Annotated in this window: 20 protein-coding genes; 12 read left to right on the top strand and 8 right to left on the bottom strand. The window is 34.5% G+C overall.

Annotated elements, in window-relative coordinates; genetic code table 11:
• Positions 1-207: 207 nt before the first annotated feature.
• The gene (tilS, locus tag QWY91_RS01535; RefSeq protein ID WP_290231030.1) at positions 208-1,518 is read right to left on the bottom strand and encodes a tRNA lysidine(34) synthetase TilS; all 1,311 of its coding nucleotides are present in this window, start codon (positions 1,516-1,518) and stop codon (positions 208-210) included.
• A 293-nt stretch (positions 1,519-1,811) separates the two neighbouring features.
• Here tilS and QWY91_RS01530 point away from each other — a divergent pair, with 293 nt between their 5' ends.
• On the top strand, positions 1,812-2,960 hold the full coding sequence (locus tag QWY91_RS01530; RefSeq protein ID WP_290231028.1) for a zinc-dependent alcohol dehydrogenase: 1,149 nt from the start codon (positions 1,812-1,814) through the stop codon (positions 2,958-2,960).
• A gap of 74 nt (positions 2,961-3,034) precedes the next feature.
• Here QWY91_RS01530 and QWY91_RS01525 read toward each other — a convergent pair whose 3' ends face one another.
• Complete coding sequence (locus tag QWY91_RS01525) at positions 3,035-4,342, bottom strand: anthranilate synthase component I family protein (RefSeq protein ID WP_290231026.1); 1,308 nt, start codon at positions 4,340-4,342, stop codon at positions 3,035-3,037.
• 5 nt (positions 4,343-4,347) lie between these two features.
• Positions 4,348-4,881 carry an NADPH-dependent FMN reductase gene (locus QWY91_RS01520; protein WP_290231024.1) on the bottom strand — a complete coding sequence of 178 codons (534 nt, stop codon included), beginning with the start codon at positions 4,879-4,881 and terminating at the stop codon, positions 4,348-4,350.
• Positions 4,882-5,040: 159 nt separating this feature from the next.
• Here QWY91_RS01520 and QWY91_RS01515 point away from each other — a divergent pair, with 159 nt between their 5' ends.
• Both QWY91_RS01515 and QWY91_RS01510 read left to right on the top strand, forming a co-directional pair.
• Entirely contained in the window at positions 5,041-5,913 is an 873-nt protein-coding gene (locus QWY91_RS01515) for an aldose 1-epimerase family protein (RefSeq protein ID WP_290231023.1), read from the top strand.
• Positions 5,914-5,985: 72 nt separating this feature from the next.
• Complete coding sequence (locus QWY91_RS01510) at positions 5,986-7,329, top strand: DEAD/DEAH box helicase (RefSeq protein ID WP_290231021.1); 1,344 nt, start codon at positions 5,986-5,988, stop codon at positions 7,327-7,329.
• A 245-nt stretch (positions 7,330-7,574) separates the two neighbouring features.
• On the opposite strand, the gene QWY91_RS01505 is transcribed toward QWY91_RS01510, so the two are convergent.
• Positions 7,575-8,636, bottom strand: coding sequence for a sensor histidine kinase (locus tag QWY91_RS01505; protein ID WP_290231020.1), 1,062 nt, complete (start codon positions 8,634-8,636; stop codon positions 7,575-7,577).
• 102 nt (positions 8,637-8,738) lie between these two features.
• A complete protein-coding gene (locus tag QWY91_RS01500) occupies positions 8,739-9,812 on the bottom strand; it encodes a serine hydrolase domain-containing protein (protein WP_290231019.1) in 1,074 nt (357 codons plus the stop codon).
• Between the two features lie 238 nt (positions 9,813-10,050).
• On the opposite strand from QWY91_RS01500, the gene QWY91_RS01495 reads away from it, so the two are divergent.
• Together QWY91_RS01495 and QWY91_RS01490 are read left to right on the top strand one after the other, a co-directional pair.
• Positions 10,051-10,449, top strand: a complete 399-nt coding sequence (locus QWY91_RS01495; RefSeq protein WP_290231017.1) for a hypothetical protein — start codon at positions 10,051-10,053, stop codon at positions 10,447-10,449.
• A gap of 69 nt (positions 10,450-10,518) precedes the next feature.
• A complete protein-coding gene (locus QWY91_RS01490) occupies positions 10,519-11,229 on the top strand; it encodes a LytR/AlgR family response regulator transcription factor (RefSeq protein ID WP_290231015.1) in 711 nt (236 codons plus the stop codon).
• Between the two features lie 114 nt (positions 11,230-11,343).
• Here QWY91_RS01490 and QWY91_RS01485 read toward each other — a convergent pair whose 3' ends face one another.
• The 3 genes from QWY91_RS01485 to lpdA all read right to left on the bottom strand — a co-directional run bounded on the left by QWY91_RS01485 (position 11,344) and on the right by lpdA (position 15,558).
• Positions 11,344-12,489: a sensor histidine kinase gene (locus tag QWY91_RS01485; protein WP_290231014.1), complete on the bottom strand. Its 1,146-nt coding sequence runs from the start codon at positions 12,487-12,489 to the stop codon at positions 11,344-11,346.
• Positions 12,490-12,804: 315 nt separating this feature from the next.
• On the bottom strand, positions 12,805-14,028 hold the full coding sequence (locus tag QWY91_RS01480; RefSeq protein ID WP_290231012.1) for an alkaline phosphatase family protein: 1,224 nt from the start codon (positions 14,026-14,028) through the stop codon (positions 12,805-12,807).
• A 117-nt stretch (positions 14,029-14,145) separates the two neighbouring features.
• Entirely contained in the window at positions 14,146-15,558 is a 1,413-nt protein-coding gene (lpdA, locus tag QWY91_RS01475) for a dihydrolipoyl dehydrogenase (RefSeq protein WP_353958660.1), read from the bottom strand.
• A 312-nt stretch (positions 15,559-15,870) separates the two neighbouring features.
• Here lpdA and nhaC point away from each other — a divergent pair, with 312 nt between their 5' ends.
• From nhaC to QWY91_RS01440, 7 genes are all read left to right on the top strand, one after another.
• Positions 15,871-17,355 carry a Na+/H+ antiporter NhaC gene (nhaC, locus tag QWY91_RS01470; RefSeq protein WP_290231008.1) on the top strand — a complete coding sequence of 495 codons (1,485 nt, stop codon included), beginning with the start codon at positions 15,871-15,873 and terminating at the stop codon, positions 17,353-17,355.
• 163 nt (positions 17,356-17,518) lie between these two features.
• On the top strand, positions 17,519-18,157 hold the full coding sequence (locus tag QWY91_RS01465; RefSeq protein WP_290231006.1) for a peroxiredoxin: 639 nt from the start codon (positions 17,519-17,521) through the stop codon (positions 18,155-18,157).
• A 108-nt stretch (positions 18,158-18,265) separates the two neighbouring features.
• Positions 18,266-18,580: a thioredoxin family protein gene (locus QWY91_RS01460; protein WP_290231003.1), complete on the top strand. Its 315-nt coding sequence runs from the start codon at positions 18,266-18,268 to the stop codon at positions 18,578-18,580.
• Positions 18,561-18,812 (top strand): DUF6952 family protein, encoded by a 252-nt coding sequence (locus QWY91_RS01455; RefSeq protein WP_270062001.1) that lies wholly within the window; start codon positions 18,561-18,563, stop codon positions 18,810-18,812. Before QWY91_RS01460 ends, QWY91_RS01455 begins: the two co-directional genes overlap by 20 nt.
• Positions 18,813-18,950: 138 nt before the next feature.
• Complete coding sequence (tpx, locus tag QWY91_RS01450) at positions 18,951-19,451, top strand: thiol peroxidase (RefSeq protein WP_290230998.1); 501 nt, start codon at positions 18,951-18,953, stop codon at positions 19,449-19,451.
• Position 19,452: 1 nt separating this feature from the next.
• A complete protein-coding gene (locus QWY91_RS01445) occupies positions 19,453-19,821 on the top strand; it encodes a diacylglycerol kinase family protein (protein WP_290230996.1) in 369 nt (122 codons plus the stop codon).
• Positions 19,822-19,905: 84 nt separating this feature from the next.
• A complete protein-coding gene (locus QWY91_RS01440; protein WP_290230994.1) occupies positions 19,906-20,901 on the top strand; it encodes an alpha/beta fold hydrolase in 996 nt (331 codons plus the stop codon).
• Positions 20,902-20,916 lie beyond the last annotated feature (15 nt).

The raw sequence follows: 20,916 nt of genomic DNA, 5'->3' as shown, positions 1-20,916 counted from the left end.
AAAGATAGAAATTACACCGCGAAACTTAAAGGATTTTCTTTCTTAGCTATGTGCTATCAGTAATTACTGCTGATTTTTCGAAGATTATGGTTCTATAGTTATTTCAAAAAATGTTTAATCACTCTAACTTATTCCATATTAGTCTTCACATTTGCAATAAATAAAAGTTGAAATTCACAGCGATCTTTATATCTTCGCTACTTTTGTTTAGTGCGAAACAATCTTTAAAATTCTTTTACTTTTAGAAGTAATCGCAAAACGATTGTCTGCACGTTGATTTACGATCCATACAATTTTATTCTCTGAACAGAGGAGCCAGGTATTTTCTTTTTGCGGCAAGGATAGTTTATTGTCTTTAAAAAAGTCACTGAGTTTTTTACGTCCTTTCATTCCAAAAGGATGAAAAGTATCTCCTTCCTGCCAGCGCCTTAAGGTTAACGGAAATTTTAGCTTTTCATAATCCACATAAATCGTATGATTATTTTTTTCCTGAATTTCACTCACCTCGTGGAAACTTAGCGAACCAGAAGGAATCATAAAATTATCCTCATTTTGGTGAATTTCGTAAGATTTTTTAAGGTGAGATTGATCGATTTTGGTTAAAATTAATTCGTCTCGATCTTTTACCAAACGATGTGTATGCGAAAAAACCATTTTACCAGATTGGGCGGTAAGTAAATGATGTACGTCATCCCATTCTGTAAATCCAAAACTTTTTAAAAGCTGATACAAAACCGCTTTTGTATTTGGTAAACGCTCCAAAAAAAGAACATCTAAAGAATATCCGAATTCGACCTTTTTGACTGCTTTTTTATAAATTATTTCTGTGTAATCTTCGACTAAATTAAGCTGTTGTTTTAGGTAATCCTGAGTATTACTGAAACCTTCCAGAAATTTTGGATTCATTTCTTCCAATAATGGAATAACCTGATGTCTTATCTTATTCCGAAGATATTTTGTAGAAGCATTACTACTATCTTCACGCCACATAATTTTATGTTCTTTAGCATAAGATTCTATCTCATCTCTACTGAAATTCAGTAATGGGCGCAGTATTTTTTCGTTCTCTTCTTTTATTCCTGCCAAACCTTCTGGGCCGGTACTTCTAATAAGATTAATTAAAAAAGTTTCTAGTGAATCATTTGCATGATGCGCCACTAAAATATAATCGGCACCTTCAGAAGCTCGTAATTCTTCAAACCATTGATAACGCAACTCGCGCGCCGCCATTTGTATGGAAAGCTTATGTTCTTCAGCAAATGCTTTCGTATTAAAATTTTGAACATGAACTTTGATATCCAGATTTTGAACCGCTCTCACCACAAATTCTTCGTCTCCATCACTTTCATTATTGCGTAAATTGAAATTACAATGCGCCACTGAAAAATCAAGTTTTGCTGTTTTGCAGAGATGCATTAAAACCATACTATCTACTCCCCCGCTTACCGCAAGAATTACTTTGGAATTAAATAGATAAGGAAGGTTTGATTTTAGATGATTTTTAAAGGCTTTTTCCATAAATCAAATATACGAAAATCGGGTTGCAGAAATTTCAAATTCGGAAATTTAGGATCAAAATTAATGCTGAAAAAAAACACTTCGGAAGTTTAGCATTTTTAGTTTAAAACTACAGATTATTTCAATTTAAAAACATTTTTTATTCTGAAATTTAACTCGATTGCTAAGTTTTAGAATCCTTTTCAGTTAAAATCATAAACTACCCAGTAAACACATGTTAAACTTATTGAAATAGATACAAAAACAGTCTTCCTATCATCTACCTTTAGAATAAACCAAAAAAAATTGAAGCTATGAAAGCATTATGTTATCACGGAAAGGAAGACGTTAGAATCGATAACGTCCCCGATCCAAAAATTGAAGATCCAAGAGATGTTATCATTAAAGTGACTTCTACCGCAATTTGTGGATCCGATCTCCATATTTACGGCGATCTAATGCCTACCATGAAAGATGGTGATGTTCTTGGTCACGAGTTTATGGGAGAGGTTGTAGAATTAGGAAAAGATGTCAAAAAATTAAAAAAAGGAGACCGTGTTGTAGTTCCGTTTACGATTGCCTGCGGAAATTGTGATTATTGCGATGATCACAAATATTCTCTTTGTGACAATTCTAACCCGAATGAAGAGCTTTGTAGAGAAAATTTAGGCCACTCTATTTCCGGACTATTTGGATTTTCTCACATGTTAGGCGGATTTTCTGGAGGACAGGCTGAGTATGTAAGAATTCCTTACGCAGATTTTGGACCAATTAAAGTGCCGGATTCTTTAAGTGACGAACAAAGTTTATTTCTCTCTGATATTTTCCCAACCGGTTATATGGGTGCAGAAAATGCAGATATTAAACAAGGTGATACGGTTGCCATTTGGGGTTGTGGTCCTGTAGGGCAATTTGCAATACAAAGTGCCTGGATGCTAGGCGCAAAACGTGTAATTGCTATAGACGTGGTTAAAGAACGTCTAGATATGGCTGAAAAACATAGTAAGGCTGAAGTTATTAGAACTGTAGATGCAGATGAAGTATATGCCAAACTGATGGAAATGACAGGTGGCAAAGGCCCCGATTGTTGTATTGATGCGGTTGGTGCAGAAGCTCATGGTACAGAAGGTTTCAAAAAAGATCTAGATAAAGGACAGCCAAATGCGTTGGCTCAAATATTTAAATCCTGTAAAAAAGGAGGAAATGTTTCTATACCCGGCGTTTATGTAGGAGAGGTTGATGGTCTACCGATGGGAATGGCAATGAACAAATCCCTTAATTTAAAAATGGGACAAACACATATGCAACATTACCTAGATCCTCTACTTAAAAAAGTAGAAGAAGGAAAAATAGATCCATCTTTTATCATCACACACCGAATGAAATTAAGTGAAGCTCCAGAAGCTTACAAGAAATTTAGAAATAAAGAAGATGGTTGCGTAAAAGTGGTTTTAACACCGTAATCATTCTGAAATTAAAACCTATAAAAAATCCTTTGAAGGAATGCTTCAAAGGATTTTTTTATTTGTATCTCAAACTAAGTTCTATATTGTTCTAAAACCTGTCGCATGGCTTTAGCTTTAACCATACATTCGTCGTATTCTTTTTCTGGAATAGACTGTGCGGTTATAGCACCACCTACCGAAAATGAAGCATACTTAAGTTCTGCATTATAAAGGATACTCCGAATTACGACATTAAAATCAAAATCTGATTCTGGAGTGAAATATCCAATTGCGCCACTGTACAAACCTCTTTTCGTTTCTTCTAGCTCTTCGATAATTTTCATTGCTGAAATTTTAGGAGCCCCAGTCATACTGCCCATAGGAAACGTAGTTTTTAAAACTTCAACAGCAGGAATTCCTTCTGAAATCTCTGCCGAAATTGTCGAAACTAACTGATGTACCTGTTTAAAAGAATAAACTTTACAAAGTTCTTCTACTTTCACACTTCCTTTTGAAGCTGTTTTAGAAAGATCATTCCGCACCAAATCTGCAATCATGATATTTTCTGAACGCTCTTTATTATCTTCAGATAGCTTTTGTGCTTTTTCAGCATCAATTTTTGGATCGCTATCTCTCGCTGCAGTTCCTTTAATAGGTTGCGAAATAACGTGATTTCCTTTTTTCTGAAGGTAACGCTCTGGTGAAGCGCACATCGCGTAGTAATCTTCCAACTTTAGAAAACTAGCAAAAGGCGGATTCGAAATCTCATTTAATTGATCAAAAACCTGAATCGGATTTAAATCGATATCTTCAACATAAAATTCCTGGCAAAAATTAGCTTCATAAATATCGCCACGATGTATATGCTTCAGCATCTCGCCTACTTTCTCTAAATAAGCTTCTCTAGAAAGCCGAGATTGAATATTAATCGATTTTTGTTGATTTTCGGTAATTTTTTCAGCAATTACAATCTCGTTAATTTCAGTAAAATCAAGTTCGATTTCATCATCTACCATTCGTAAATACTGAACTTCAAGCTGATTTCCTTTCAGTAAAAATAATTTTTGAGGCTGAAAAAAATAAAGCTCTGGAAAATGAAGTCCGTCGCTATTCTGACTTTTTAAATACTCCGTATCATTCTTTAAATCATAAGAAAGATAGCCAAAAATCCAATCAGCCGTTGTTTGCTGATATTCTTTCAGTTTCTCAAAAGCATCCTGCGTATCCGTTTTTATTGCAGTAAAAGCTTCTATTGCCAAAACTGCATCGTACTGTCGATAGGTGTCTGGATAAGCATTGCTGTCTAACCAAACCACCTCTTCGCAAGAAGATGCCCAGGATAGCAATTGTTGTTTAAATAAAAGAGGATCTGAAATATCAAATATCGCTTTTGTACGCACACTAATTAAATTTGTTGCGCAAAAGTATTTAATTTTGAATCAATTTCTGATGCTATCTCAGAATTGGTGATTTCTCCTTCTTTAAAGTTATCGTAGAAATTAGGAAAACTTAGCGTTTCCACTACATCTCCTCCAAAAATCCCAAACGCCGTTTTAGCATAGGCCATTGCAGTTGCGGCACCGCTTCCGCCTGGTGATGCTGCTACAAGGAGTATTTTTTTATCGGTTAAAAAACCACGATTATGTCTAGAAACCCAATCGATTAAGTTTTTAAAAACTGCCGAACGACTTCCGTTATGTTCGTTGATTGCGATTATCACGGCATCGTTCTTTTCGATCTCTGCAGCAAAATCTTGTGCTTTATTAGGAATTCCTTTTTCGTTCTCTAGATCTTCTCCATAAAAAGGCAACTCATAATCACGAATATCAATTTGCTCCGTTTTAAAATCAGCCGAAAGTCGATTTAATAAATTAGCTACCAATTGTGCATTTATAGATTTACTGCTATTAGATCCTGCGAATCCTAGTATACGTTTCATAATATTGTTTTTCTAGTCCAAATTTACTTCTAATATAGCACTTGGCTTATTGCTTTCAAAAGAAACATTCTATCTTAATTATAAGAAATATTTATAGTTTTATACTTCTTAATAACCAATTAGAGGTTTTATATTTATCTCCTAAACTAACCAAAGACTATGTACACCTTAAAAAACGACCAATTAGAAGTTGGAATTCAGCATAATGGCGTCGAACTTTGCAGCATTAAAAACCTGGAAAACAAAAAAGAATATATGTGGCAGGCAGATCCCGAAATTTGGGGAAGCCACGCTCCTAACCTCTTTCCGGTAATTGGTGTTTTAAAAGATGGAAAATATAAATTTCAAGGAAGTTTTTATGATATGCCGAAACATGGCTTTGTAAGAAACAATGACAATCTTGAAGTGAAAAATCAAACAGAAACTTCAATTACTTTCATTTTAAAAAGTTCTGAAGCGCTTGTAAAAATTTATCCTTTTAAATTCGAATTTGAGCTAACATTTACGCTGAATGGCAAAACGATTGAAGTTCATCATTTAGTGAAAAACCTGGATAATCAAAAAATCTACTTTCAGGTAGGCGGACATCCAGCATTTAATGCGCCACTATTTGAAAACGAAACTTACGAAGATTACTATTTAGAGTTCGACCAAAATCAAAATTTAGAATCTTACATTTTGGGAGATAGCGGATTAGTAAGCGATCAAACCAAAACAATTACTAAAAACGATAATAAAATCCAGCTTACTAAAGATATTTTTAATGAAGATGCTTTAATTTTTAAAAATATAGCTTCTAAAAAAGTGAGCTTAAAAAGTACCAATCACGGTGAAATTTTAAGTGTTTCGTATAGCGACTTTAAAAATCTTGGAGTGTGGGCAAAACCGGGCGCTCCTTATGTTTGCATTGAACCCTGGTTGGGAATTGCAGATGTTGAAGGTACCGATCAAAACATCGAAACTAAAGAAGGAATTATAGCACTCGCTGCAGAAAAAGAATTTAATGCTAGCTATAAAATTAGCATTGCATAAGATTTATACCGCAAAAGGAGCTAAAACTTTGGGATTCATAACCTACCTTTGCAAAAAATTAAACCTCTCGTTGTGAGTTTTCAAGATCTTAATTTAAATACACCTTTACGTAATGCGCTGGAAGATTTAAACTTCCAAAAGCCAACACCAATCCAGGAACAGGCATTTGCGCCTATTATGTCTGGAAAAGATGTAGTTGGTATCGCACAAACCGGTACCGGGAAAACCTTCGCGTATCTTTTGCCAATGCTAAGAATGCTAAAATATTCTACGCAAAAGAATCCGCGTATCCTAATTATGGTACCAACGCGAGAACTGGTAGTTCAGGTTGTAGAAGAAATTGAAAAACTTACCGCATACATCAACATAAGAGTAGCCGGTATTTATGGTGGTGTAAATATTAACACTCAGCAACAGGAGTTAATGCGCGGTCTGGATATTGTCGTCGCCACACCTCGTAGACTTTACGATTTGGTTTTGCGAAGAGCGGTGCAGCTAAAATCTATTCAGCGATTTGTGATTGATGAAGTTGATGTGATGCTGGACCTTGGGTTTAAATTTCAGGTAAATAATATTATAGAATTGCTTCCTGCCAATCGCCAAAGTATCATGTTTTCGGCAACGATGACAGAAACTGTGGAACAAATGATTAGCGAGAATTTTAAATCTCCTGAAAAGATTTCGATAGCCGTAAGCGGGACTCCGCTAGAAAATATCGATCAGCAAAACTATCTTATTCCCAATTTCAATACGAAAGCCAATCTTTTAAAGCATTTACTTGCTGATAAAGATATTTATAAAAAAATATTGATTTTCATCTCAGATAAGCGAATTGCAGATCGACTTTTTGAAAGTTTGGGACAAAAATTTCCGGGAGAAATAAGCCTGGTACATACCGGTAAAAGTCAGAATTACCGACTTAAAAACGTGAGCGATTTTGATGAAGGCTTAAGCCGAATTATGATTGCGACCGATGTTATGGCACGTGGTCTTGATATCGAAGATGTTTCTCAGGTAGTCAATTTCGATACGCCAAATTACCCTGAAAACTATATGCACAGGATTGGTAGAACGGGAAGAGCCGAGAAAAAAGGACAGGCGCTTTTATTTACTACGGAAGCAGAAATGGATTCTTTGAAAGCGATTGAAGAATTAATGAAAATGGAAGTTCCCAAAGTCGAAATTCCTGCGGAAGTAAAAATTTCTTCAGAATTAATTCCTGAAGAAAGACCAAGAGAAATCGAAATTAACAATCCAAACAAATCACTCGAAGATGGCGGTGCCGCGTTCCACGAGAAAAAGGATAAAAACAAAAAAGTAAATCTTGGAGGATCCTACCGAAGAGAAATTGCTAAAAAATATAAGAAGCCAAAAACTCGCGGTGATAAAAACGCGAACAGAAGAAATAAGAAATAAAAAAAGGAGCGAATTCGCTCCTTTTTAATTTATACCTTAATTCGAAGATAAAACTGCTTAGCTTCTATTTTTCTTTTTCGCTGCTTTGGCAGCCCTCTTTTCTTTAAGTGTAGATGCTGGCTCTTTTTTAGCCGAATTTTTCGATGGTGATTTTTCTTTTGCCATAATTTCTAATAGTTAGAATAATTAGCTAAAAGTAGTAAATCTTATCTTACAAAAATCATAATTTTTTAATTTCTAAAAACTTAGAAATCAGTTGGTATTTTAAGCTGAACTATATAAAAACCCTCCACTTCTGAAATTTCTAAACGATAAGCATCTCCATAAATATGTTTCAGTCGTTTTTGGATATTTTCGAGTCCAATTCCTGAATTGCGATCGAGTATTTCTTTCTGCTCGGGAATCGAGTTTTTCAGCATAAAATTGAGTTGATTTTCAACGATTTCAATCTTCATTTCAATTTTCAAAATTTCTTCAGAAGCCTTTCCATGCTTAAAAGCATTTTCTAAAAAGGGTAGAAACAACATTGGCGGAATTTCGATATTCGACGAAAATTCAGCAATTCGTATTTCAATAGTTAATCGCTCTCCAAAACGCAACTTTTCTAGTTCAATATAATCTTTTAGATGCTGAATTTCTCTTTGCAACGGCACCTTATTTTTCATGGTTTCATATAAAATATAATCGAGTAGATCGGCCAATTTCAATATCATTCCCGGCGCCGAATCTTTCTTTGTGAGCGTGAGCCCGTAAATCGTATTAAGTGTATTGAATAAAAAATGCGGGTGGATTTGCATTTTCAAATACTGTAATTCCTGAATTTTGAGCTGTAATTCGCTTTCTAAAAGGGTGTTTTTTAATTCTTCATTTCTGTTTAAAGTTTTAAAATAATCTTTGACAAGACTAAAACCACAGCCTAAAACAATCACCAAATAGACAGCGAAAAATATAAAAGTTAAGCCTTTAGATACGGGATAATTCCCTTCCCATTCTAATCCCAGGCTCAGTAAATAACCATAAAATGCTGAAAAGATAATTAATGAAGCTGAAATTACCAGCGCATAAAACGAATATAGGCTGAATAAAAAATACTTTCTTCTAACCAAGTAATTTGGCAGAAGTACATAGGAGAACGTATAAGTGGTCCCTATGGTTACCGGCATTAAGGCTAAAGAAAATTGTGCTGAAATCCACAAATCTGAATCTTTGATCGCAAAGAAAAAAGTATAAAAAAACAGTACTGCCAGCCAGAATAAGCCATGCAGTACGACTGTTTTTAATAGTGCTAAAAAAAGCTTCAGTTTCATTCTTTTCAGTAAATGCGGATACTCTTAAATTTTTAAACTCTATAAAACAGGTTGTGCCACCAAAAACGTCAGCAGATCTTATAAATACTCTTTTTATACGTTTCAATACTGAGATTGCATCAATTCTAAGCATAGTTGATCGATGTTTCTAGCATTCTCATTAAATGTTGATACATTCGATAAGATAATAATTCCTATTTCATTCTCAATATCTAATGCAAACATAGTGCTATAGCCACTGGTGCCGCCATTATGCATATACCATTTATTTTCAGGATCTGGTTTTAATATTTTCCACGCCAAACCAACTTCCATCTGATATTCTGGTATTTCAAAAGTAGTTTTTCTGGTTAACTCAAGTTCTTTATTTTCCTGATTAAGTTGCGCTATAGCAAATTTTGATAGATCTTCTACGTTCGATAAAATTCCACCAGCTCCTACTAAAGCATTTAAATCCCAGTTTGCCGTTTTATTGCCATTGCTGTCTAAACCTTCAACTAGATCTGAATTAATATTATTAAGAATGGTAGACGTATTTTTCATATCATATTTTGCTACAATATACTTTTTAAGTAATTCTTCATAGGTCAAATCTGTTTGAACTTCAAGTAAATATCCAAGTATTCCGGCACCTATATTTGAATATTCGTAAGCTGTTCCTGGATCACTAATAATTTCCAGTTTATTCCTCAGCAATTCTTTCAAATCTTCCTTACTATAATTCTTGTAGGGATTAGATTGATCTGCTTTATCTAAATCTAAGTTAGAAGGTAGTTTCGGCAATCCAGAAGTATGATTCGCTAATTGTAAAACAGTAATTTCTTTGTTGCCTATCGGAAAATCAAAATAACTGTGTATAGGTTTATTTAAATCTATTTTGTGCTGAAGAACTAAATTAGCCAATAAGGTTGAAGTAAATACTTTGGTTAAAGAACCAATCTCAAATACTTTATTAGAATTATCTACATATTCTATTGTATCATCTATTCGCTTGGCGCCATAAAAAGATACTTCTCCATTTTTAATAAATGCTATTGAAAGTTCAGTTGCTTTAGGAAAATCTTTAATTTTCTCATCAATAATACTAATTTGACCTTTGGAAATTGATTCTTTAGTCTGACTGATACTAGTAGAATAGATAAAAACTGCAATTGCAATTAGTAGTTTGTGTTTCATAAGAAGCTGTTTTTAGATGCTCAATTATCAAACAAATATGTTTCCTTTAATTAAACTATCGGGAGTTTTGCGATCAACTACATATTCTTAACGGGTTTCTGCAATTTTTCTAGATATTTTTTTCAAAACGCTATCTTTAGCGTAGAAAAGCACCAAAATGCTGCAATCCATCGCAAAGTATATGTTTAAGTCTACAAGCCCGGTAAGTTTGTGATATTAACCTTAAAAAAATCAAATTATGTACTTAACATTACTATTTCAAAATCCGGGATTTTTCAACGAAATAGGAAAAAGAATTGATGAAGGTGGTCCTTTCGCGATGTGGACTATTCTTATTTGCTTCTTAGTGACTATTGTTTTAATAATTTTTGCCGGTATAAAATTATCGCAAGATCATATATTCAAAAAAACGCTCAGTTTAATTCATCACATAGGATTATTTGCTTTGGTTAGCGGATTACTATTTCAGTTTGTTGGTTTATTACAATTATTTGATGCGATAGAAACTTGGGGAAATGTATCTACTGAATTACTAGCTGGCGGATTGAAATTGACACTCCTTACCATCATTTTTGGAACATTTACCTTTCTTTTTGGACGATTGGGCATCATCATTCTAACCGCTTTAAAAAAATAATATGAATTATATTCTTAGAAAATATAAGCTGAAAATCTATCTTTTTAATAAGTCTTAATTCTGAAAAGTATGAGCGCATCCATTAATTGTATTCTTGTTGACGACGAGCCAGTGGCCTTAGATATTTTGGAAAGTCATCTTTCTAAAATAGACGACATCCATATTCTAGCCAGATGCAATAATGCTACAGAAGCTTTTAATGTGATTAGTAAAGAAAATGTTCAGCTCATATTTTTGGATATTAATATGCCGGGAATTTCAGGAATCTCATTTGCCAAATCCATTAATAGTACTATTCAAATAATATTTACCACTGCCTATCGCGAATATGCTATTGATGGATTTGATTTACATGCCGCAGATTATTTGCTCAAACCGATCTCTTTTGATCGTTTAATCGATGCAATTAGTAATTTTAGAAATCAGCATTCAACAAAACTAAAATCAAAATTACCCAAAAAGGAAGCTGAATTTATTTTCGTAAAAATAGATCGGCAAATGGTGAAAATCGATTTTAATGACCTGCTTTATATTGAAAGTTATTCTGATTACTTAAAAATACATTTACTTACTGAAACTAAAATTACCCGAGAAACTATCACTGCTATTGAAGAGAAACTTCCCCGCTCGAAGTTTATAAGAACGCACAGATCTTTTATTGTTGCAATCGACAGCATAGATTCCTATACGAACGAGCAGGTTGTTATTCACCAAAAATCTATTCCAATTAGTAGAAGTTATAAAGAACAGGTATTAGAGAAATTTCAGGAATTTCATTAGTTGTTCTTAGAACTTCACTAATTCTTAGTTTTTAAAATACTATAGCTAAATCTTTTATCGATTTCAAGTTTTTTGCTAGGCAATACTTTTAATAGAAATCCTAATTTTAGCGATTTATTGCATGCTTACGTAATTCAATTTTGAAGTTGTTCTGCCTGGAATATTTAGAAATTTTTCTAGAGTAATTGTGAAAGTAGTTCCGTCTTTTTCATTACTGCTAATTTTTGCATTTCCGCCGTGAGCTTCGGCTACAATTTTAACCAAGGTAAGTCCCATTCCCCAACTTTTATGCTGACCCGTTTTTTCGTCATGACTCGAGTTCAAAAAGTCGAAGATTTTTTCTTGTTTTTCTTCTGGAATAGAATCACCACTATTATGAACTTTTAACGATACTTGGCTCTCATCTTCATCAACTTTTACAGTGATTGGTTGATCTAAAGAACCATATTTCACACCATTATTAATAAGGTTTTCTAATACTCTTCGAATCGCCGTACCGTCAAAAACGCCTTTAATTTCGGTGTCTGGAGCTACCAATTCAATTTTATTATCATAAACCTCTTGAGCTTCGTCTCTAACCCATTTGATATCTTTTAGAAGATCTATTTCGTCAAAATTGAGGGTGATTCCATCCCCTGCCTGCACAGAAATAGCATCTAACAGACCTTCCATTAGTTCGATCGATTTGCGTAAACTACGCTCGGTCATTTTCTTAACTTTATTGAATCTTTCTTCACCATGCTCATACCGCATGATATCGATTGCAAAGAGCGCAGCTGAGATCGGATTTCGCATATCGTGAGCGAGTGTTCCCACCAATTTTTGACGCATGTCCTGCAAAGAATTATTAAAAGAATCTGCCGAATTAAGCATTGCCGTTTCTAGGGTATATTTTAATAAGATCCCAACTTCTGCAGTGTAACAGTCATTTTTCCTTAAAACATCTGTAATAACGCGATGGAATAAAATATATTCTTCCAAAATATGCTTTACCGTATATTGTGAAGATGTGGCTCTATGCCTACCGTGATCGATACTATTGTTAATTATTTCTTCGTAATTCTCATCTTCTTTTACATGCTCAAATTCTTTATAACGGCTCATTATATCTGCAATACCATCTAGAAGATGTGGTAATTGATTTCTTAAAACCAGTTGCTCTGTATTTTTAGATGCTAAAATTTCCTTTTTAGCTCTCTTTTCCCACTCCTCTATTATTTGATGATTTTGACTGAATAATATCTCTGAAGCCTTTTTCATTCTTAAATGAATTTAATCAATGGTTTAGTTAATTATATTGTAAAATTAAAAAAAACCTGAAAATCTGAAAGAAAACAGACTAAATGAGTCAATTATAATGTTAAATGGTATAAAATATATCTCTTACGTTTTCGATTCAATTAAATTATTAAGATTTTGATAATCAGAAACTTATAAACATATACTGAATTCCATACATTTTTTCTAACCAATTACTTCTTTTTTAATCAATTAAAGGATCTCGAAGTTGGTTTCTTTTTATAACTCAATTAAAAATAGACTTCAAAAACCGCTAAAATTAGCTCAAAGCATTTTCTATTCTGACTTATAAAATTCTTTTATATTCTCAAATTCGCCATCAATTTCAGGATTTTCAAATCCCAGAATCTTAGTGATTAGTGGATAAATATTGACGTTTTCTAAAGATTCAGTTTTTATGCCTTTCTTAATATGAGGACCTTGAGCATATAAAATTCCATGCATTTCTTTAGATTTTGAAGGATCGTAACCATGCACACCTCCGGTTTCTGTCAAATTGCGATAATTTAATATAAAACCTGGGTCGGTAAGAATCACTAAATCTCCGATTCTATAATGATCATCATAGTGCCATGATTTCGGCATTTCGCCTTTTTTATAGACTTTAAAATGAGATTCTAACTTTTTCAATTTCGAATAGGTTCCTTCTATTTTCTTTTCAGGTAAATAAATTTGGGTGATAATTTGGCCTGGCACAACTGTAGCCTCTTCTGGAATTAATTTCAGTAATGCTTCGGGATCAACACTATTTGTTTTTGGCTTCACCTCTTTCATTCCGTGATCTGAAGTAATTATTACATCCACTGGAATACCTGTTTTTTCTAAATTTTTCATCAAAAATCCAACAAGCTTATCGGCTTCTTTCACCTTCCCAGCTAAGGCCTTAGAATTTGGGCCGCTGTGATGCCCTTCAGAATCGACTAGTGAAAAATATAAAGAAATAAAATGTGGCCGTTCCTGCTCTGGCAGCTCGAGCCATTTTACAACCTGTCTTATTCGTTTTTTATTTGGAACTTTCCCATCGTAGGTGAAATAATAATCTGGAAAATTTCCCTTTATTGGTGCTTCAGAGCCGACCCAAAAATAAGAGGCTGCTTTATAACCGTTTTGCTGGGTTAATTGCCAAAGTGGTGTGCCTCCATAATAAAACGGATCTTCTACTAGTTCTCGTTTTCCTATTTTGTAGGTTGTATTTTTGATACTGTCATAAAAAGAATTGGCTACCAAACCATGATTTCCAGGATATAAACCGGTAACAATGCTGTAATGATTGGGAAAAGTTTTACTGGGAAAACTAGGAACTAGACTTTCGGCCGCAGCACCTTTCTTCATAAATTCCTTTAAATTCTTTGCATCGTATTTTTCTACATAATCATGTCTAAATCCATCAAAGGAGACCAATAGCACATAACCCGGCTTTGCTTGCTGTGAAAAACCACTTAAAAAGTTTAATACTAAAATACTAAAGAGTAAAACTGACTTCATCCTAGTTGCTTTCATACCGGCAAAATTAAAATTACGTTTAAACATATAGCTTACCAAATCATTAATTTATTTCAATAAAAAAGCCGCTACCTAAAATTTTAGATAGCGGCTATATAATTTAGAATTTAAATATTACACGTGTAAAGCACGATTATCTGTAGCGGCAAGTGCAGCTTCTTTGACAGCTTCAGCAAAAGTTGGATGCGCATGGCTCATTCTTGCGATATCCTCGGCAGAAGCTCGATATTCCATAGCGGTTACAGCTTCAGCAATAAGATCGGCTGTACGTGCACCTATCATGTGTACGCCAAGAACCTCATCGGTTTTCTCGTCGGCAAGAATTTTCACCATTCCGTCTAAATCTCCACTTGCTCTAGATCGTCCAAGTGCGCGCATTGGGAATTTTCCTTCTTTATACTTTACGCCTTCTTCCTTCAGTTGTTCTTCAGTTTTACCTACAGATGCAACTTCTGGCCATGTATACACAACCCCTGGAATCAGATTATAGTTAATATGTGGTTTTTGCCCAGCGATAGTTTCAGCAACAAAAGTTCCTTCTTCTTCGGCTTTATGAGCTAACATCACTCCTTTTACAACATCACCAATAGCGTAAATGTTATCGACATTAGTTTTTAAATGATCGTCTACTTTTACACGACCTTTATCGTCTACTTCTACTCCTGCAGCATCAACATTCAACCCGTCGGTGAAAGGACGACGACCAACAGAAACTAAACAGTAATCTCCTTTTAGTTCTACTTCTTTGTCTTTTTTATCATCTGCTTTCACGATAACCTCATCGCCATTGCGTTCTACAGATTTCACTTTAGTACTAGTGTAGAATTTAACACCTTGCTTTTTAAGAACTTTAGCAAGCTCTTTAGAAAGTGCACTATCCATCGTTGGGATAATTCTATCCATAAATTCTACTACAGATACATCGGCTCCAAGACGTTTGTAAACCTGTCCTAATTCAAGACCAATGATACCGCCACCGATAATCACTAAATGCTTCGGAATTTCTTTTAGCTTTAAAGATTCCGTAGAAGTAATAATACGTTCTTTATCAATATCAATAAAAGGCAAATTAGCAGGCTTAGAACCTGTAGCTATAATGATATTTTTAGCTTCGATGGTTTCGTTATCGCCTTCGCTCTTCTCAATATTGATATGCGTTTTATCTTTAAAAGAACCAATACCTTCAAAAACATCGATCTTGTTCTTATCCATCAAAAATTTTACGCCATCACAAGTCTGACTTACAACAGAGGATTTACGCTCCATCATTTTTTCAAGATTCATTTTCACTTCTCCTGAAATTTCAATGCCGTGATCCTCAAAATGCTTTACCGCATCATGATAATGATGGGAAGAATCTAATAGTGCTTTACTTGGGATACAACCTACATTAAGACAAGTTCCACCAAGGGTAGAATATTTTTCTATGATCGCAGTTTTCATTCCCAGTTGTGCGCAGCGTATGGCTGCCACGTATCCACCGGGGCCAGAACCTATAACTGCAACATCATATGTACTCATAACAATAAGTTTTTGTGTTGATTTCTAAACAATACTTACAAAAGTACGACTATTCTCTAAACCTCCAATACCGGGCAAACGCCTTTCTATATTTTTAAGAAAAGTAAAATTTCAAACGATATTGTTAATAATTCTTCGAGATTATTCTAATTTTGCCACTTTTTTTTCGATTTTCTATCGCTCTCAAATAACGAAACCTTGCATACTTTTAACTAAAATCGTAACATTACAAACCAAAATTTAATTTAGACCAAACTTTTACTTTATCTAAAAAACATCTTTTTGATTTTTTTGGAAGATAAAACTCTCTCATACTGAATGGAAAACCAAACCACCCAGCCTAAGGAAACTGTAGAAAAGAAAGAAATAAGTATAGGAGCAGCGCTTATACCTGTTTTCGCTTTAATAATCATGCTTGGTTTTAATGTTTTGGTCGTTTATGGCGATGATGCGTTAAGTGGTTCTAATCAGTTTATTTTATTATTAGGTGGTGCTGTAGCGGCTATTGTTGGTTATTTTAATAAAGTAAAGTTCGATACCATGATCGACGAGGTTGCCAAAAACATCCAAAGTACGGCTGGGGCAATTCTTATACTCTTAATGGTTGGTGCTTTAGCAGGTACATGGTTAATCAGCGGAATTATACCCACCATGATCTACTACGGTCTACAGATATTAAATCCTACTATTTTTCTTGCTGCAACGGTAGTTATTTGTTCGGTAATTTCTGTCGCTACGGGGAGTAGTTGGACTACTTCTGCCACAGTTGGTATTGCGCTTGTAGGTATTGCCGATGCGCTTGGTATTCCTTTAGGGATGACGGCCGGAGCTATTTTATCTGGAGCTTATTTTGGTGATAAAATGTCTCCTTTAAGTGATACTACAAATCTGGCTCCCGCTATGGCAGGAACAGATCTCTTTACACATATTCGCTATATGGCGATCACAACCGTACCAACAATTACCGTAACCCTAATTATTTTTATAATTATTGGTTTGAATATAGATACTAGTGGATCTACAGATACCAGCTCTATTCTAAATGCCATCGATGCTTCTTTTACAATTAGCCCATGGCTATTTGTCGTTCCCGCATTAGTTATTTTCTTAATCGTAAGAAAAACATCTCCATTGATTGCACTTTTAATTGGTACATTATTAGGTGCAGCTGCGGCTTTGATATTTCAACCAAATATCGTTCTTGAAATTAGTGGAAGCGACGAATTAACTTTTGTAAGTGCTTATCGCGGACTTATGGATGCCATAACCGTAGATACAGCTATAGAAACGGAATCTGAAGCTTTAAACGATTTGTTTGCTTCTAGTGGAATGGCAGGTATGCTAGGAACCATTTGGCTAATTATCTGCGCTATGGTTTTTGGGGGAATAATGGATGCCATAGGTGCTTTAGCTAGAATTAGTAAAGCTTTACTTAATCTATTTGATAGCGTATTTGGACTTTTTGCAAGTACTGTTGTTAGTTGTCTTGCGCTTAACGTAACGGCATCAGATCAATATTTAGCGATAGTGGTACCAGGTAAAATGTTTGCTAAAGCCTATAAAGATAAAGGTCTTGCGCCTGAAAACTTAAGTAGAACTTTAGAAGATTCTGGTACGGTAACTTCGGTATTAATTCCTTGGAATACATGTGGTGCATACCACAGTGGTGTGTTAGGTGTTCCAGTTGTATCTTATTTTGGATATTGCTTTTTTAATTATTTAAGTCCGTTTATGACTTTACTATTTGCAGCTTTCAGAATAAAAATCAAAGAGCTTTCCTCATCAACTCCTCGTACAGCATAATCCTGAACTGAAATAGGGTAATTTTATACCTGGTAACAGACACGATAGTCAAATTCTATCACAGTATAAAAATTAAGAATTTCATTTCTATCGATACACGCTAGCCTTAGCTTATATTTGCATCAGATTTAAGAAAGAAAGTAAAATTTAAAAACAACAACATATGTCTATTGTAGGTAAAAAATTTCCAAACCTAAGCGTAAATGCAATGAACGATTTAGGTGATACATTTAAACTAAATGTATTAGAAGAAGCTCAGAAAAACAACAAAAAAGTGATCTTGTTTTGGTACCCAAAAGATTTCACATTTGTATGCCCAACTGAGTTACATGCATTTCAGGCAGCTATGGAAGAGTTTGAAAAAAGAAATGTAATGGTGATTGGTGCATCTTGTGATACTCCTGAAGTTCACTTTGCATGGTTAAATACCCCAAAAGATGATGGAGGCATCGAAGGTGTTACTTACCCAATTATTGCAGATTCTAACCGTAATCTAAGTTCTCGTTTAGGAATTTTAGATATTACAGGAGAAGCATTTGATGAAGAAACAGGAGATGTAACTCTAGAAGGTGATAATGTAACTTATAGAGCTACTTACTTAATCGACGAAGAAGGAACTGTATTCCATGAAGGTGTAAACCACATGCCACTAGGACGTAATGTACAGGAATTCATCAGATTAATCGATGCTTATACTCACGTTCAGAAAAACGGAGAAGTTTGTCCTGCAAACTGGGAAGAAGGAAAAGATGCAATGAAAGCTGATAGAAAAGGTGTAGCTGATTACTTAAGCTTAAACTAATATTCCAGTGTCTCAGTTTCTTGAGATATTCTATAAAGTTTAGAAAAATATTTTCACCCCCGGAAGAAACTTCCGGGGTGTTAATCCTCACAAAAGAAAAAAATTGCTATGATGAAGACACTAGATCAAGATAATTTAAGTGAAATTGTTTCCAATAATGACACTGTAGTAGTACAGTACATGGCTGGATGGTGCGGTAACTGCCGACTTATGAAGCCAAAATTCAAGAAGCTTTCAGGAGAGAATGAAAATGCTGAATTTATTTTAGTTGATGCTGAAAAATATCCAGAAAGCAGAAAAATGGCAAATGTAAATAACCTTCCAACTTTCGCTACGTTCAAAAATGGAGAATTTGTAAATCAAGCTCAAACTAACAAGTTTGACGTTCTAAAAGACTTAGTAAATGAAGTTACCAGTAATTAAACACTTACAGCGCAACAACGAAGCTGAAAAACTTCAGGCGACTGTAGACGTTTTAGAAAACTTTACCGAACATAGATCTGTTTCCGAAGAAGAAATGGATGTAATTGGTGAATTAATAACTAATATTTGTGGTGCTATTGAAGTACACAGATTAGTTGATGAAGAAGGAATGAAAGATACCGATGCTGCAAACGCATTTGTAAAAAAAGTTTTAGGGTCTATAGATCAATAAAACTTTACTTGAAAATATCGAAAATCGGGTTAACTGTTAATTCAGCTAACCCGATTTTTGTTTTAAGATAATTTTAGTATCACTCCATTGAGAATAGCCTAAATTTATCTGGACTAATTTTTATTCAAATCAACTACTATGTCTGAAATATCGTTTAAAGGCGAAAGAGTGATCACATACGGGGATCTGCCTGCGATTGGTGAAAAAGCACCTTATTTTGATCTTATAAAAACCGACCTATCAAACGCTAAGCTTGAAGATTTTAAAGGGAAAAGAGTGATCTTAAATATCTTCCCAAGTATCGATACCGGAACTTGTGCAACTTCTGTGAAAAACTTTAATGAAAGAGCTACAGAGTTAGAAAATACAGTAGTTCTTTGTATATCCAGAGATTTACCATTTGCACAAAAAAGATTTGTAAACGATGCAGATTTAAAAAATGTTACTAACTTGTCTGACTTTAAAGAACGTAATTTTGGGAAAGACTACGGGGTAGAAATGATTACTGGACCTTTAGAAGGTCTTCTTTCTCGAGTTGTGATCGTTCTGGATGAAAATTTGAATGTAATCCATACTCAGCAAGTACCAGATATTGCACAAGAACCAAATTATCTTGCTGCGTTAAAAACGCTTTTATAAGATGAAAGATAGTTTCCTTGGGAAACGCATAAAAGGTGGTGGCTATGCTCTAAAAGGTGCATGGTTGCTCTTAAGACATGAACCCAGCATACAGGTACAATTTGCCATTTCTATCGTTGTAACTGTAGCCGGGTTTTATTTTGATATTACCAATACTGAATGGATGTTTCAATGCATCGCTGTGGGCATGGTAATGAGTGCTGAAGGTCTTAATACTGCTATTGAAGCTATTGCCGATTTTGTTCATCCCGATTTTCATCATAAAATAGGACATATTAAAGATGTAGCCGCAGGAGCAGTTTGCATTGCCGCTTTTATCGCCATTATAATAGGTTGTATTATTTACATCCCCTACTTTTCTGCGCTATAATTTTCTACGTTAAATTTATTTTAAAGTAGTTTATAAAACCTTCATCAGGCTGATATCTTCTTACATTTCAGCTAAAAGATTTTTATGAAAAAATTATCTTCAGTATTTATTTTCCTTTTTTCAGTATTAACTACTTTACAAGCACAAAAAGTTAAAGAGCATGGTTTAATGCTCGAAGATTATGAATATCCTTATCCTGTTTCATTTTATCATTTTAATGCGCAACAGCATGAGTACAAAATGGCATATATGTACATTCAGCCAAAAAATGATAATGGTAAGACAGTTACGCTACTTCATGGCAAAAACTTCAATGGGGCGTATTGGGAAACCACTATCGACGCATTAACTAAAGAAGGTTTCAATGTTCTTGTACCCGATCAAATGGGTTTCGGTAAATCTAGCAAGCCGGAATATTTTCAATATACATTTCAGCAATTAGCAGAAAACACTAAAGGATTAATCGATTCTTTAGGCATCAAAAAAACAACTATCCTTGGACATTCTATGGGCGGGATGTTGGCTACACGTTTCAGCTTAATGTATCCTGATGTTACTAAAAACCTGGTACTGGTTAATCCAATTGGGTTGGAAGATTGGAAACTTAAAGTTCCTTATCAAAGCGTAAACGACTGGTATAAAAATGAAATTGGTAAAACCTACGAAGACATTAAAAGTTACCAAAAGGAAAGCTATTACGCCGGGGAATGGAACGAAGATTATGCAAAATGGGCCAAGCTTTTAGCAGGTTGGACAATTAATAAAGATTATGATCGTATTGCATGGAATGCGGCTTTAACTTACGATATGGTTTTTACGCAACCCGTAGTTTATGAGTTTAGTGAGATTAGTGTGCCTACGCTTTTAATTATCGGTACAAGAGATCGCACCGCTCTGGGAAAAAACCTGGTTTCTAAAGAAGTTAAGGCGGGAATGGGCTTATACGATCAACTTGGCAAAACCACCCAAAAGAAAATACCGAATGCCAAACTGGTAGAAATCCCAAATACCGGACATTTACCACATATCGAAGTTTTCGAAAAATTTATTCACCCCCTACTTGATTACCTTAAAAAATAAAGCGCAAAATTTTGC

Origin of the sequence: Zunongwangia endophytica (assembly GCF_030409505.1) — a bacterium.
Classification (GTDB): Bacteria; Bacteroidota; Bacteroidia; order Flavobacteriales; family Flavobacteriaceae; genus Zunongwangia; species Zunongwangia endophytica.
This window is presented reverse-complemented; position numbering and strand designations above follow the sequence as displayed.

What these genes read in the sequence shown, in the direction of transcription:
- QWY91_RS01490 (WP_290231015.1), top strand. Translation starts at nt 10,519, where the DNA reads ATGAGCGCATCCATTAATTGTATTCTTGTTGACGACGAGCCAGTGGCC.
- QWY91_RS01445 (WP_290230996.1), top strand. Translation starts at nt 19,453, where the DNA reads ATGAAAGATAGTTTCCTTGGGAAACGCATAAAAGGTGGTGGCTATGCT.
- nhaC (WP_290231008.1), top strand. Translation starts at nt 15,871, where the DNA reads ATGGAAAACCAAACCACCCAGCCTAAGGAAACTGTAGAAAAGAAAGAA.
- QWY91_RS01515 (WP_290231023.1), top strand. Translation starts at nt 5,041, where the DNA reads ATGTACACCTTAAAAAACGACCAATTAGAAGTTGGAATTCAGCATAAT.
- QWY91_RS01455 (WP_270062001.1), top strand. Translation starts at nt 18,561, where the DNA reads ATGAAGTTACCAGTAATTAAACACTTACAGCGCAACAACGAAGCTGAA.
- QWY91_RS01465 (WP_290231006.1), top strand. Translation starts at nt 17,519, where the DNA reads ATGTCTATTGTAGGTAAAAAATTTCCAAACCTAAGCGTAAATGCAATG.
- QWY91_RS01520 (WP_290231024.1), bottom strand. Translation starts at nt 4,881, where the DNA reads ATGAAACGTATACTAGGATTCGCAGGATCTAATAGCAGTAAATCTATA.
- QWY91_RS01500 (WP_290231019.1), bottom strand. Translation starts at nt 9,812, where the DNA reads ATGAAACACAAACTACTAATTGCAATTGCAGTTTTTATCTATTCTACT.
- QWY91_RS01530 (WP_290231028.1), top strand. Translation starts at nt 1,812, where the DNA reads ATGAAAGCATTATGTTATCACGGAAAGGAAGACGTTAGAATCGATAAC.
- QWY91_RS01480 (WP_290231012.1), bottom strand. Translation starts at nt 14,028, where the DNA reads ATGAAAGCAACTAGGATGAAGTCAGTTTTACTCTTTAGTATTTTAGTA.
- tilS (WP_290231030.1), bottom strand. Translation starts at nt 1,518, where the DNA reads ATGGAAAAAGCCTTTAAAAATCATCTAAAATCAAACCTTCCTTATCTA.
- tpx (WP_290230998.1), top strand. Translation starts at nt 18,951, where the DNA reads ATGTCTGAAATATCGTTTAAAGGCGAAAGAGTGATCACATACGGGGAT.
- QWY91_RS01440 (WP_290230994.1), top strand. Translation starts at nt 19,906, where the DNA reads ATGAAAAAATTATCTTCAGTATTTATTTTCCTTTTTTCAGTATTAACT.
- QWY91_RS01495 (WP_290231017.1), top strand. Translation starts at nt 10,051, where the DNA reads ATGTACTTAACATTACTATTTCAAAATCCGGGATTTTTCAACGAAATA.
- QWY91_RS01505 (WP_290231020.1), bottom strand. Translation starts at nt 8,636, where the DNA reads ATGAAACTGAAGCTTTTTTTAGCACTATTAAAAACAGTCGTACTGCAT.
- QWY91_RS01460 (WP_290231003.1), top strand. Translation starts at nt 18,266, where the DNA reads ATGATGAAGACACTAGATCAAGATAATTTAAGTGAAATTGTTTCCAAT.
- QWY91_RS01485 (WP_290231014.1), bottom strand. Translation starts at nt 12,489, where the DNA reads ATGAAAAAGGCTTCAGAGATATTATTCAGTCAAAATCATCAAATAATA.